Source organism: Caulobacter sp. FW305-C-30-S16 (assembly GCF_058783025.1).
The window spans coordinates 108,717-121,912 of the sequence record NZ_JBYSYH010000003.1 but is presented as its reverse complement, the minus strand read 5'-3'; the positions used below and the strand labels follow the sequence as shown (position 1 = coordinate 121,912).

Sequence of the window (13,196 nt, the reverse complement as noted above, 5' to 3'; positions counted from 1 at the left end):
GGGCTACGGCATCGGCTGATTTGCCGGACCCGTCCCGAATCCCTCAGCCGGCCTGCGGCGTCTATCCTCGGGTCGGCCTTCGACCGAGCCCGGGGGCAGGCCACCTTGTCCCTGCGGGAAAAGGCAACATCACCGCGGCCGATCTCCGATCACCGTCACGCGCTCCATCCGCCGCACGGCCGGGAAATAGTCGCTGGCGGCGTAGTGCTGGGACGCGCGGTTGTCCCAGAAGGCGATCGAGTTCTTCTCCCAGCGGAACCGGCACTGGTATTCGGGGATCGCGGCCTGGGCATAGAGATGCGCCAGCAGCGCGTCGCTCTCGGCCTTTTCCATGCCGACGATGAACCGCGTGAAGGCGGCGTTGACGTAGAGCGCCTTGCGGCCGGTTTCCGGGTGGGTGCGGACCACCGGATGCTCGACCGTGGGATAAAGTTTGTCGAAGGCCTCAATCTCGGCCTCTGACACCCCCCGTTTGCGCATGCCGCGCCGGAAGTTCTCGAAGTCGTGCACCGCCAGGGCGCCCTCGATCCTCGCCTTCACCTCGTCCGTCAGACCCTCATAGGCGGCGTACATATCGGCGAACAGGGTGTCGCCGCCCACCGGCGGGACCTCGAGGGCGCGCAGGATCGAACCCAGCGACGGCTCCAGGCGCCAGGTGACGTCGCTGTGCCAGGTGTTCTCGCGGCCGCGGCTCTTCTCGTCATGGGTGATGGCCAGCACTTCCGGATAGCCGGGCTTCTGCGGCGCGAACGGGTGCACCTCCAGTTCACCGAAGCGGCGGGCGAAGGCCAGATGTTGCCCGGTGTCGATCGCCTGGTCCCGGAAGAACAGCACCTTCCAGTCCAGCAGGGCCTGGCGCAGCGCCGAAACCGTCGCGTCGCTGAGCGGCCGCGTCAGATCGACACCCTCGATCTCCGCACCGATGGTCGGCGTGAGGGGCAGGATGGTGAGGTCCTCGACGACGAGGCTGCGGACGAGCTGGTTCATGACAGGCTCCCGTGGGGTCACAGATTATGTTACCACTGAGTTTCATTCGGCAAGTCCCGATCCATCCGCTAGACCCCGCTCCATGACCGCCCCCGCGCCCACCGCCCGCAAGAAGCCCCGCGTGGACCACGCCGCACGCCGTGCCGAGTACGTCGGCGTCGCCGCCAGGGTGTTCCTCGACAAGGGGCTGCACGCGGCCACCATGCGCGATATCGCCGACGCGGCCGGAGCGGCGAAGGTGCTGTTCTATCGCCTGTTCCCGTCACGCGAGGCCCTGGTCGAAGCGGTGTTCGAACGGGTGGCGCGAGCCATCGACGACGCGTTCGATTCGCCCTGGGAGGGCTACGGCTCGATGGTCGGCAAGGTGCTGGAGACCGCCCGCAAGGACCCTGCCCCTTTCCTGGTGGTGTTCAAGAACTGCCGCGCCAGCATGCCGGAGTGGGAAGCGGGAATGCGGTCCCTGCTGGCCCGCACATCCATGCCGCTCTTCACGCCGGGCCCCGACGCGCCGGCCGGCGCCGAGGCGCGGGCGGAAAAGGCCGCCGGCGCCCTTTTCGGCCTGTTCCTCGACAGCATGGTCACCTGGCTGGAGGACTGCGACGGCCTCACCGATGAGGAACGCATCCGGTGGTGGGGCCGGATCGTACGCGAAAGCCGCGCCGCTGGCCGCGAAGCCTTCCGTCTCGATTGACTTCACAGGCCCGGAAGGCGGATTTTGCGGTCAAATCAAAACGCATGAGGAAGCGCCCGTGATCCCCGGACTGATGCAGGACGTCCCGCTCCTGACGACCGCAATTCTGACCCATGCAGAGACGGCGCACGGCCGGGTCGAGATCGTGTCCCGGACCGTGGAGGGCCGCGTGCACCGCTACGACTACGCCGGTCTGGCGGCGCGGACGCGACAACTGGCGCGCGCGCTGCAGGGACTGGGCGTGAAGTCCGGCGACCGGGTCGCCAGCCTCGCCTGGAACACCCATCGCCATCTGGAGCTGTTCTACGCCGTGCCGGGCCTGGGCGCGGTGCTGAACACCGTCAATCCGCGCCTGTTCGACGACCAGATCGTCTACGTGCTCGAGCATGCCGAAAGCACGGTGCTGTTCTACGACCGCACCTTCGCACCGCTCGTCGAGCGGCTGGCCGACCGGTTCACGACGGTGAAGACCTTCGTCCTGCTGTCGGACGCCGACAGCCATGACGCCGGCGCGGTCGGCGCCCTGAACTACGAAACCCTGATCAGCTCCGAGAGCGACGCGGCCTTCGCCTGGCCCAGCTTCGACGAGAACGCCGGGGCCTTCCTCTGCTACACCTCAGGCACCACGGGCGACCCCAAGGGCGTGCTCTACAGCCATCGGGCCGTCGTGCTGCACGGCATGGCGGCGGGCCTGGCCAGCGCCTTCGGGCTGACGGCGTTCGATGTGGTCATGCCCTGTTCGTCGCTCTACCACGCGACGGCCTGGGGCCTGCCGTTCATCTGCCCGATCAACGGCTGCAAGCTGGTGCTGCCGGCCGAGAAGATGGATCCGGCCAGCCTGCAGGCGCTGATCGTCGGCGAAGGCGTGACCTTCTCGGGCGGCGTGCCGACCATCTGGACCATGTACCTCGACTGGCTGGCCCAGACCGGCCAGGACGTCGGCGCCCTGAAACGGGTGATCATCGGCGGGTCGGCCGTGCCGCGCGCTATGGCCGAGACCTTCAAGGTCAGGCATGGCGTCCAGGTGCTGCAGATCTGGGGCATGACCGAGACCTGCCCGCTGGGCGTGGTCGCCACCCCGACCCCGTCGATCGCCGCGCTCGGCGAAAACGAGGTCGACGAGATCATCTGGACGCGCCAGGGCCGGCTGCAGTTCGGCATCGAGCTGAAGATCATGCTCGACGACGGCAGCGAGGCGCCGCGCGACGGCGAAACCAGCGGCGCGCTGATGGTCCGCGGCCCGTGGACCATCCGGCGCTATTTCCGCAAGGAAGGCGACGCCCTGCTCGACGACGGCGGCTGGTTCGACACCGGCGACATCGCCACCCTCGACGAACACGGCTTCATGCGCATCACCGACCGGGCCAAGGACGTGATCAAGACCGGCGGCGAATGGATCAGTTCCATCGATCTCGAGAACATCGCGGTCGCCTGTCCCGGCGTGAAGATCGCCGCCGTGGTCGGCATCCCCCACCCCAAGTGGGAGGAGCGGCCGCTGCTGGTGATCGAGACCCACGAGGGGCGCACCGTCACCCGCGAGGAGGTGCTCGACTACCTGCGCCCGCGGATCGTGAAATGGTGGATGCCGGACGACGTGGTGTTCGCGGCGGTCCCACTGACGGCGACGGGGAAGATCGACAAGAAGACCCTGCGGGCGGCGTGGAACAGGCATCTCCTGTAGGGGACATGTACCTTCGGTACGTGTCCCCGGCTAATCCACGCTCATCGCCAGGATGCGGCTGATGTGGGCGCAGGGGAGCCCCTCCTCCGCCGACCACTGGCTGAACGCGGCCTGGATCGCCCTGCGGGATTTCTGGCTGTCGACGGAGCCGTCGATGACGCCCTCCGCGGCCAGCGCCCTGACCATGTCCGGCGAGGTCACCCAGCCGTCGCGGCCCATGAAGCGCAGGGCCATCATGCCCGCCCCGCCTCCCAGCCGGTCGCCGCGCTTCTTCAGCAGGTCCAGCAGGCCGATGTAGTCGTCCGCCGGCCAGTCGCCGACGGCCCTGCCGACCGAGCCGTATTCGGCCGCCAACGCCATGACAAGGGCCGCATTGTTCTGCACCGAACGCACCTTGGCGCCGTTGCGGATGATGCGGCGGTCCTTGAGCAGGGCGTCGAATTCCTCGTCCGACATCGCCCGGCATCGAGCCGGCGAAAAGTCCCAGAAGGCCGCCTCGGTCCCGGGCCATTTGCTCTCGACGACCTTCCAGGAAAAGCCGGCCTGGAACACGCAGCGGCTCATCATCGACAGCCAGCGGTCGTCCGGGATGGCGGCCAGGTCCGCCGCCGTCTTCATCGTCGGCAGCAGCGCGGCCAGCGCCGCTTCTCCGCCCTTGCGATCCGCCGCGCGGGCGCGGATGTCGGCGAAAGACCTAAGGGTCATTTCAGCCTACTCCACCGTCACGGCGCCGGCAGGGACGTTGACCCGCACCTTCATCGTCGCCCGTCGCGGCGTCGGTCCGCCATCGGCCGGCATGACCGAATAGCCGAACGTCAGCAGCAAGCCGTGCCTCGGGTCATAGCTGCTCTTGATGGTGCTGAAATCGATACCCGCGAAGCCCGTCCGGTCCCGGTCGCTGACCAGCCGGCAGGTGAAGCTCTCGGGGTCGTCGGAGGCGTAGAAGACGATCAGCAGATGCGCGCTGCAACAGGCCGGCTCGCCGCCGGTGTCGAGCGCGGCCACGCGCACCCGGCCCTGATAGAAGGTCCGGCTGTTGGCTTCCCACGGCTCGACGATGTTGTACGCCGCCTCGGTGACCCCGTCGCAGGGTCGAACGGACGCCGCCGCGGCCGGCGAGGCCAGGACGAGCGCACCGAAGGCGGCGGCGGCGGCAAGGGTCTGCTTCAAGAGAGGCTCCGGCGTTGAGGCGCTGGCCGCATCCTGCGACCTGCCGGGCCGCGGGGCTACCCCGGATATCGCCGTTCACCGATCCGGCCCCGCCGGGCGCGGCGGGACTGTCAGGTCAAAGTTCGAAAGGGGAAATGGCGGAGACGGTGGGATTCGAACCCACGGTACCCTTTTGGGGTACGCTCATTTAGCAAACGAGTCCCTTCGGCCACTCGGGCACGTCTCCATCCCGCTTTCGCGGGAGGCCCCTCATATCCAAGTGCTTCGCGGTTCGCAACGACGCTTGCGCGCTGTTTCGGTGAACCGCGTTAACCGGACGCTCAGTCGCCTGTGCGACAGTGGTCGGGATGAAGCTCGCACCTGCCCCAAGCGACCTGCCGGAACCCCAGTCCGCTGAGGGTTGGGTGGACTCCGTGCGCGCCCTGCACCGCGTTCTCGAAGCGCAGTTCGGGCCTGACGAGAATACGCCTCCGCTGGTCGATCCGCGCGATCGTCGCGGCCCGTTCAGGCCGAGCCGCCTCGTGCCGGTCCGTTCCCGCCTCGAACTGCGGCACGTCACGCGGACCTTCCGACTGATCGACACGGCCATCATTCTCCTGGCCAGCCTCACGGTCGCGCGGTTCATGGCGGTCAACGGCTTCCTGAACCTGACGCTCGGCGAGACCCTGCCGCTCGTGGTCAGCGCCACCCTGCTGGTCTGGGGCCTGCGGGTGATGGACACCTACGGCTTCGCGCTCAGCGAGGGTGTCACCCGCCATTTCATCCGCGTTTGCGCGGCCCTCAGCCTGGCCGGCCTGCCGTTGGCGCTGCTGGACCTGTTCCGACCCGGCGTCGGGGAGATGACCGCGGTCTGGTTCGCCGGCGGATCTGTCGCGCTGCTGGTGCTGCACGGCCTGTGGTGGAACATCGTCAGCGGCTGGCGGCGGCAGGGCAAGCTGACGCCGAACATCGTCATTGTCGGCGCCACGGACGCCGCCCGCAAACTGATCGAGACGGCGTTGGCGACCCGCGAGGTCGCGGTGCTCGGCGTATTCGACGATCGCCTGGGGCGCGCCCCGAAGGAAATCGCCGGCGTGCCGGTGCTCGGCGACACCAGCGACCTGCTCGGTCACAAGATCATGCCCTACGTCGATCGCATCGTGATCGCCGTGAACCCGTCCGCCCAGCCACGCATCCGGCAACTGATCGACCGTCTGCGGGTGCTGCCCAACGACGTCAGCCTGGTTCTCGATTCCGGCGGCGAAGGCGGTCGCCAGCGCGCGCTCTCGCGGATCGCCGATTCCCAGTTGGCGCAGGTGTCCGGCGAGCCCGCCGACATTCAGCGCGCGGGGGTCAAGCGGGTTCAGGATCTGGTCGTCGGCGCCGCCGCGCTCGCGATCGGCTGGCCGCTGATGGTCGCCGTGGCGGTCGCCATCAAGCTCGACAGCCCGGGCCCGATCTTCTTCCGCCAGCGTCGCCACGGCTTCAACAACGAGGAAATTCTCGTCTGGAAGTTCCGCTCGATGCGCGCGGAAGCCGCCGACTTCGCCGCCGTCCAGCAGGTGCGCGCCGGCGATGACCGGGTCACGCGCGTCGGCCGCTTCATCCGCAAGACCAGTCTCGACGAGCTGCCGCAACTGTTCAACGTCCTCACCGGCGAGATGAGCCTGGTCGGCCCGCGCCCGCACGCCGTCGGCATGAAGACCGGCCAGACCGAGTCGGCGCGCCTGGTCGCCGAATACGCCCACCGCCACCGCATGAAGCCCGGCATGACCGGCTGGGCGGCCATCAACGGCTCGCGTGGCCCGGTCGATACGCCGGAACTGGTTCGCACACGTGTCGCGCTGGATATCGAATACATCGAGCGCCAGAACTTCTGGTTCGACCTCTACATCATGGCCATGACCATCCCCTGCCTGCTCGGCGACCGGGACGCGGTGCGCTAGGCCGATGTTCAGACGCGGCCTGATCGGGTATCTGCCGGCCAACATCGTCCAGGGTGTCGTCGGGCTGCTGACCATCATGGTCTTCACGCGGCTGCTGACGCCCGAACAGTACGGCGGATATGCGCTGGCGCTGTCGGTGATGACCCTGGCGCATACGACGCTGTTCACCTGGGTCGAGGCCGCCCTCGCCCGCTTCCAGGCCCGGGCCGTCGAACAGGGCGACGTCGCCGACCATCTGGCCAGCCTGCTGCGCGCGTTCGCGGTGCTCGCGGTTGTCTTCCCGGCGTTCGCCGGCGTGGCCGTCTGGCTCGCCCCGATCAGTCCGGCGCTGAAGATCGCCGTCGGCGTCGGCCTGGCCTCGATCATCTTCCGCAGCCTGATCCGCATCGTCCAGGAGCGCCGCCGCGCCGATGGCGAGGTCATGGCCGCCTCGGCGCTGGACATGGGCCAGACGGCGGGCGGCTTCGCAATCGGCGTGCTGGCGATCACACTCGGCGCCGGCGCAGCGGGGCCGATGATCGGCCTCGGCGCCATCGCCGTCATCGGCCTGATGTTCACGCTGGCCAAGGAACTTCGGCTGGCCCGCGGCGGCCATGTCCAGAGGGCGCGGCTACAGGACTACGCCAGCTACGGCCTGCCGGTGGCCTTCTCGCTGATCCTGGCGCTGGTCATCTCGACAACCGACCGGTTCCTGCTGGCGATCTTCCTCGATGAGCAGGCGGTTGGCGTCTATCACGCGGGCTACTCGCTCGCGAACCGCACCCTGGACGTGGTGTTCGTCTGGCTCGGCATGGCCGGCGGCCCGGCGATGGTCTCGGCGCTGGAGCGCGGCGGCCGTGCGGCGCTGGCCGAGACCGCGCGCGAACAGATGTCCTTCATGGTCCTGCTGACCCTGCCCGCTGCGGTCGGCGTGGCGCTGGTCGCCGGCCCCCTCGCCCAGTTGATGATCGGCGAAGCCCTCTCGCAGGGGGCCGCCGACGTCACGCCATGGGTGGCGTTCGGCGCCTTCTTCTCCGGCCTGACCACCTACTATTTCCACCAGGCCTTCACCCTGGGACGGCGCACGCACCTGCTGTTCGCGGCGATGATCATCCCGGCGGTGGCCAACCTGGTGCTGAACCTGATCCTCATTCCGCGCTTCGGCATCGCCGGGGCCATGTGGTCAACGGCGGCCAGCTACGGGCTCGGCGCGGTCAGTTCCTGGCTGCTCGGACGCACGGCCATGCCCCTGCCCGTTCCGCTGGACGTCATATGGCGGGCGACGGCGGCCTGTGCGGCCATGGCGCTGGTCGTTCTGCAGCTTCCGGCCCTCGGCGGCATTCTGGAACTGGCGCTCAAGGCGACGGTCGGCGGCATGGTCTATGGCGCGGTGATCCTGCTGCTTGACGGCGGCGGTCTGCGCAGCCGCGGTCTCGGCATCCTGCAGGGCCTGCGCGCGAGGGCGGCCACATGACCGCCCGACCGACCGAGTGGATTACCGACAACGCGGCCTGGACCGGCGCTGCGCCGCGCCTCTCCGTGCTGATCCCGTTCATGCGCGACGATCCCACGGCGCTGCTGGCCGCCCTCGATCGCGAATCCGTTCCGGTCGAGGTGATCGTGCTCGACGACGGCTCCGGCGACCCGGCGCTGGCGACCCGGGTCGGCGAGGCCGTCGAGGCCATGCGCCTTCCGGCCAGGTTCATCCGCCTCGCCGCCAATGAGGGCCGGTCCCGTGGACGCAACCGGCTGGCGCGCCAGGCCCGCGCCGACCGCTTCCTGTTCATCGACGCCGACATGCTGCCCGACAGCGACCACTTCCTGGGTGACTGGCTGGCGCTGGTCGACCGCCGTGACCCGGCGGCGGCGTTCGGCGGCTTCTCGCTCGACCAGACGCCGCGCACGCGCGAGAACGCCCTGCATCGCGCCATGGCCCTGCGCAGCGACTGCGTCAGCGCCGCGGACCGCGCGCGCGACCCGGCCAAGCACATGTTCACCGCCAACCTGCTGGTCCGCCGCGACGTGTTCGACAGTGTAAGCTTCGACGAACGCTTTACCGGCTGGGGCTGGGAGGACGTCGAATGGGCGATCCGCGTCGCGGATCTCTGGCCGATCGTTCATGCGGACATACCCGCCAGCCATCTGGGCCTCGACACAGCGCCGGTCATGGCGCGCAAGTACGAGCAGTCGGCCGCCAATTTCGCCCGTGTCGTCGCCGACCATCGCGCCGTGGTCGAGACCTACCCCAGCTATCGGGTCGCCCGGCTGCTGAAGCATGTGCCGATGCGAGGGCTATGGCGGCCGCTGATCAAGCTGTTCGCCCTCAGTGACGCCCTGCCCGTCGCGTCCCGCGCCTTCGCGCTGCGCCTCTATCGCGCCGCCCTCTACGCAGAGGCGGTCTGATGGAAGCCTACAGCGCCGACCGGTCCCTGAAGGGCAAGCTGCGCCGACGGCTGGCGCTGCTGTCGGAACGCCGCCGGATCAGCCTCAGGCTCGACCGGCCGATGATCACCTTCAGCTTCGACGACGCGCCCGCCTCCGCCGCCCAGGCCGGCGCGGAGGTGCTGGAGTTGCGCGGGATTCGAGGGACCTGGTACTTTTCAGCCGGGCTCGCAGGGCAGACGGGACCGATGGGCGTCTATGCCGAGGCCGATGACGCGCGCCGCCTGGCCCTCGCCGGGCATGAGATCGCCTGCCACACCTTCACCCATCTGGACTGCGGTCAGGCCGCGGCCGACGCCATCGTCGCGGACGTTGAGCGCAACGCCGCGGCCCTGAAAGCCTGGGGCGCCGCGCCGGCCGAGAGCTTCGCCTACCCCTACGGCGACGTCTCCACCCCGGCCAAGAAGGTGCTGGGTCGGCGCTACCGCACGCTGCGTACGGTGCAGGCGGGGCTAGTCGAGGACGGGGCCGACGCCAACCAGCTGCCATCAGTCGGCATCGAGGGCGCGGACGGTGAGGCGAATGCGCTGCGCTGGCTGGATCGCGCCGCCGAGCGCAAGGCCTGGCTGATCCTCTACACACACGACGTCGCCCGGACGCCCTCCCCCTGGGGCTGCACGCCCGAGGCCCTCGGCTACATCGCCGACGCCGCCAAGGCCGGTGGCTTCGACGTCGTCACCGCCGCCGAAGGGGCGAAGCGACTCGGCCTTTAGAGCCGGCGCGCTATTCCCGGCCGGGCCATGACAGCTTGACGGCCAGGGCGACGAAGATCGACCAGCGGATGTCGTGGTAGGTCACCGCGATGCTCTCGGTCAGCGTCAGCAGCGAGAAAATCACCAGGAACGGCAAGGCCAGGTAGGCGCCGGCCCGGCCGAAGACCGAGGCGATCGCCGCCCCCATCGTCTGCAGATAAAACAGACCCCAGGCGATGACGCCGGCGATGCCAAGGCCCAGCCACTGCTCGATCCAGGCGTTGTGGGCGTGACTCGCCTTGAAGCCGGCCTCCTTGGTGATCCAGGCCAGCGGCCCCCAGCCGCTCTTGTCGTCCCAGACCGCAGAATAGCCGTAGCCCGTCCAGGGGCGCAGCTCGGCCTGCCGCAGCGCCGCGTCCCAGATTTTCGTCCGGCCGGTCAGGGTCGCGTCCTTGCCGAGCAGCTCGAGAAAGACGTCCGAGGCGAACAGCAGGAAAGCCGCCATCAGCAGCGCGCCCAGCACCGCCGCCCAGGTCGCCGCGACGCCCGAGACCGGGCCTCGCCGCGCCACCCAGACAAATCCGACAGCGCCGGCGCCCAGGATCAGCGACACCAGCGAGGTCTTCGACGTCGACAGCAACACCAGCGCCAGGGCCAGGCCCGCAAAGATCCACCACAGCACCCGGCGGCGCGGCGCCAGCAGCGCTGCAGCGGCGAAGACGGTGAAGGCCGTCGCCATGTTGCCGCCCAGGGCGTTCTTCTCGACCCACAGCCCCCGCCACGCGCCCGGGAACAGCTCGGTCATGATCCCGTTGTGCGGCGGCAGCACCGCCCAGGCGATCGAGCCGATCACCAGCACCGCGTTGGCGGTGGCCAGGACCTCGGCCATCGTCGACCAGCGGAACCGGGTCGCCAGCACCACGCCGCACAGGGTGGTGGCGTAGACGGCGACGATCCGGCGAATGGTCTGGTCGGGCGCGATCGACCATAGCGTCGAAAGCGCCACGATCCCGAGCAGCGCCAGCAGGAAAGGCTGCCGTAGCAAGGCCGCCAGCGTGGCGCCCGGCGCCATGGCCAGCAGCACGATCCCCGCCGCATAGGCCGGCAGATAGGCGTTCCGGATCATGCCGGAACTGGCTTCATCAAGCTTCACACCGAAGATCGGCGCGATCCATCCCTGGCTGTAGACCAGGATGAAGAACACGCCGAGCAGGAACGCCAGCCAGTCCCACGCGTCCGTCCGTTCCGCCTCCCGGACGGTCCAGGCGTCTGCGGGAATGGTCACCGCAGGAAGGCCCGCATGAAGCCGGGCGTCTCGACCTGGGTGCGGTTGAAGAACACCCCGGCGACGCGTCCGCCCGCGCCCTGCATCGCGTCCCGCAGCCGTGCGGGGGCCTGGACGTCGGCCTGGTCTGCGGCGACGACCAGAACCGACTGGTCCATAAACGGCGCGACGGTGAGCGCGGACTGCGAGCGGTCGGCCGACGGGCAGTCGACGACGACCAGGTCGGCATGACGCTTCAGCGCGTTCCAGTAGTCGGCGCTGGGCAGGATGTGGACGTTCTGGCTGCCCTTGAGCACGTCAGCCCTGAAGCGCGTCACCCACCAGCGGTGCTGGCCGACCGCATGGGCGACAAGAAAGCGGGAGTCCGGCGCGGCCGCGCCGTCCGGCATCAGGGTCGGCGGCTGGACGGTGAAGAAGGTCGAACCGTCAGCCGGCGTGGCCGCGACCGCCTTGCCCAGCGAGCCATACATCTCAGGCGCGTCCGCGATGGCGGCGTGCTGCGGCGAGGTGAAAAGGTCAAGATCGACCAGCCAGACCGTGCGCCCAGCGCGGCTGGCGGCATAGGCGGCGAACTCGCGGGCGACGGTCGAGGTCCCCTCCCCGCGGCGGGCAGCGACGAACTGGACAGCGCGCGCGCGTCCAGGCGACGTCCCGCCCAGCGACGCCCACAACTCCGCCATCTCGGCGCTCAAATCCACCATCGCTCGAATCGCCGCGCGCTCAATCCTCGCAAGGTAGACTATTGCGCGCCTCTAGGGACCTAGCGTGCCTTGAGAGGGGCGGTTCCGAGGACCGGAAGATCGAGCGTCCGCTGGGCCGAGGCCCGGGTCGGCAGGCCGGGGCGCAGGAACATCCGCAGCAGTCCCGCGCAAAGGGCCGAGAAGGCCCCGAACAGGAAGGCCAGAACCACGACCGGCTTGCGCAGGCTCTTGCCCTGGGTGGTCGGCGTGGCGCGATCGACGATGCGGATGTTGTCGTTGGTCTCCGAGGCGATCTGACGCGCCGCCTGGTCCTGCCGCTGACGGACGGTGAAGTCGCGCACACTGCTCTGCAGGACATCGCGGTCCATGCTCAGCGCCTGAAACTGCGGTTCGAGGGCCGCCAGACGCTGAAGCTGCTCGGTCGCCTTGGCCGATTGCGCGGCATAGGCGGTCAGGGACTGCCGCAGCGCGGCGATTTCGGCCGCGGTCTGGATCCGCTCGGTTTGCAGGGTCTGGTGCACGGGATTGATCCCGATGCGCCGCGCGCCGTCGGTGGCCGTGCGGCCGGACGCCACGCCGGCCTCAAGCTGGGCGATCTGCGCCTCGATGTCGCGGACCGGATCGGCATCGGGACGATAGCGCGAGAGCAGCTCCTCCCGCTGCAGCCGCAGGGCCGCCAGGCGGGTCGAGGCCGTCGCGTCGATATCGCGGAACAGTCCGATCTCGGGAGAAACCTGGCCCATCTGGGCATCGAGGGTGGCCAACCGGGCCTGACGGTCCTGCAGGGTGACCTCGGCGGCATAGCGCTGGGCCTCGATCTGGCCGATCAGCTGGGTCGCGGCGGTCTTCTGGGCGGCGAAATCGCCAATATCGTTGGTGGCCAGGAAATCCTGGTAGGCGGCGTCCGCCTCGTCGAGCTGGTCCTCGAACATCACCCGCTGACGCTCGAACACCGGCGAGGTCGGATGGATAAGCACCGAGCGACGGTAGATCAGGTATTCCTCGAGCAGGGTGTTCACCACCCGCGCGGCCATCACCGGATCGTCGTGCTCAAACGAGACCCGGACCACCGGATTGTCCGGCGCGGAGCCGACGCTGAGCTTCTTGCCCATCCCCTCGATCGCCTTGGACATCAGCAGCGTCTTGTCCGCCGGCGAGGCCGAGGCATACTTCGCGGCCAGGTCCGGGTAGACAACGCCAAGGCCGATCCTGCGCAGGACACGTTCGCGCAGTTGCCCGCTCTGCAGGATTTCGACCTCGGACTGGACCAGGCTGTCGGTGTCGGGCACCGCGCCTCGCCCGGCGTCGCCGGCGCGGGGCTCGTAGACGTATTCCTGGCCCAGCTGGATCAGGATGCTGGAACTGGCCGCGTAGCTCTTCTTCAGGGTCACCGCGAAGCCGAGCCCGAGGACGAAGATCAGGGCGAACACCGCCAGCATCAGTCCGCGTTCGCGCCAGAGCAGCGTCACAAAATCACTCGGCGCATAGCGCGCACGGCCGGCCCAGTCGGCGCGCGCCGGCTGGTCGTGCGGTACGGTCCTCCATGCGCTCTGGCTGCTCATGCGATTCTGGGTCTTTCTGGCCTTGAACCAGACCCTCGCCGGAGCGCGATTAACACTCCGTTACCCATTCTCGTTAACCTT

The 13,196-nt window shown here is 69.0% G+C and carries 12 protein-coding genes and 1 tRNA gene; 6 read left to right on the top strand and 7 right to left on the bottom strand.

Going from position 1 to position 13,196, the window contains the following annotated elements; all coding sequences use genetic code 11:
- Positions 1-129 precede the first annotated feature (129 nt).
- Complete coding sequence (locus AC3WJT_RS12630; protein ID WP_492343478.1) at positions 130-987, bottom strand: TauD/TfdA dioxygenase family protein; 858 nt, start codon at positions 985-987, stop codon at positions 130-132.
- A gap of 82 nt (positions 988-1,069) precedes the next feature.
- On the opposite strand from AC3WJT_RS12630, the gene AC3WJT_RS12625 reads away from it, so the two are divergent.
- Positions 1,070-1,678, top strand: a complete 609-nt coding sequence (locus tag AC3WJT_RS12625) for a TetR/AcrR family transcriptional regulator (protein ID WP_492343477.1) — start codon at positions 1,070-1,072, stop codon at positions 1,676-1,678.
- 58 nt (positions 1,679-1,736) lie between these two features.
- Positions 1,737-3,359, top strand: a complete 1,623-nt coding sequence (locus AC3WJT_RS12620) for a long-chain fatty acid--CoA ligase (RefSeq protein WP_492343476.1) — start codon at positions 1,737-1,739, stop codon at positions 3,357-3,359.
- 30 nt (positions 3,360-3,389) lie between these two features.
- On the opposite strand, the gene AC3WJT_RS12615 is transcribed toward AC3WJT_RS12620, so the two are convergent.
- The 3 genes from AC3WJT_RS12615 to AC3WJT_RS12605 form a co-directional block, all read right to left on the bottom strand.
- Entirely contained in the window at positions 3,390-4,064 is a 675-nt protein-coding gene (locus AC3WJT_RS12615; protein ID WP_492343475.1) for a DNA-3-methyladenine glycosylase I, read from the bottom strand.
- A 6-nt stretch (positions 4,065-4,070) separates the two neighbouring features.
- Positions 4,071-4,529 carry a hypothetical protein gene (locus tag AC3WJT_RS12610; RefSeq protein WP_492343474.1) on the bottom strand — a complete coding sequence of 153 codons (459 nt, stop codon included), beginning with the start codon at positions 4,527-4,529 and terminating at the stop codon, positions 4,071-4,073.
- 135 nt (positions 4,530-4,664) lie between these two features.
- A tRNA-Ser gene (locus AC3WJT_RS12605) sits at positions 4,665-4,755 on the bottom strand.
- Between the two features lie 178 nt (positions 4,756-4,933).
- On the opposite strand from AC3WJT_RS12605, the gene AC3WJT_RS12600 reads away from it, so the two are divergent.
- The 4 genes from AC3WJT_RS12600 to hfsH are packed head-to-tail and all read left to right on the top strand — an operon-like array spanning position 4,934 to position 9,588.
- Positions 4,934-6,454: an exopolysaccharide biosynthesis polyprenyl glycosylphosphotransferase gene (locus AC3WJT_RS12600; RefSeq protein WP_492343473.1), complete on the top strand. Its 1,521-nt coding sequence runs from the start codon at positions 4,934-4,936 to the stop codon at positions 6,452-6,454.
- Between the two features lie 4 nt (positions 6,455-6,458).
- Positions 6,459-7,907, top strand: coding sequence for a polysaccharide biosynthesis protein HfsF (hfsF, locus tag AC3WJT_RS12595; RefSeq protein ID WP_492343472.1), 1,449 nt, complete (start codon positions 6,459-6,461; stop codon positions 7,905-7,907).
- Positions 7,904-8,836, top strand: a complete 933-nt coding sequence (gene hfsG / locus AC3WJT_RS12590) for a polysaccharide biosynthesis protein HfsG (protein WP_492343471.1) — start codon at positions 7,904-7,906, stop codon at positions 8,834-8,836. The genes hfsF and hfsG overlap by 4 nt, the downstream gene beginning before the upstream one ends.
- On the top strand, positions 8,836-9,588 hold the full coding sequence (gene hfsH, locus AC3WJT_RS12585; RefSeq protein WP_492343470.1) for an oligosaccharide deacetylase HfsH: 753 nt from the start codon (positions 8,836-8,838) through the stop codon (positions 9,586-9,588). Before hfsG ends, hfsH begins: the two co-directional genes overlap by 1 nt.
- Positions 9,589-9,598: 10 nt before the next feature.
- Here the strand turns inward: hfsH and AC3WJT_RS12580 are convergent, their stop codons facing one another.
- Genes AC3WJT_RS12580 through AC3WJT_RS12570 form a run of 3 tightly spaced genes read right to left on the bottom strand, consistent with a single transcriptional unit; the run spans position 9,599 to position 13,115 of the window.
- Positions 9,599-10,852, bottom strand: coding sequence for an O-antigen ligase family protein (locus AC3WJT_RS12580; protein WP_492343469.1), 1,254 nt, complete (start codon positions 10,850-10,852; stop codon positions 9,599-9,601).
- Entirely contained in the window at positions 10,849-11,553 is a 705-nt protein-coding gene (locus AC3WJT_RS12575) for a P-loop NTPase family protein (protein WP_492343468.1), read from the bottom strand. The genes AC3WJT_RS12580 and AC3WJT_RS12575 overlap by 4 nt, the downstream gene beginning before the upstream one ends.
- A gap of 59 nt (positions 11,554-11,612) precedes the next feature.
- On the bottom strand, positions 11,613-13,115 hold the full coding sequence (locus AC3WJT_RS12570; RefSeq protein ID WP_492343467.1) for a GumC family protein: 1,503 nt from the start codon (positions 13,113-13,115) through the stop codon (positions 11,613-11,615).
- Positions 13,116-13,196 lie beyond the last annotated feature (81 nt).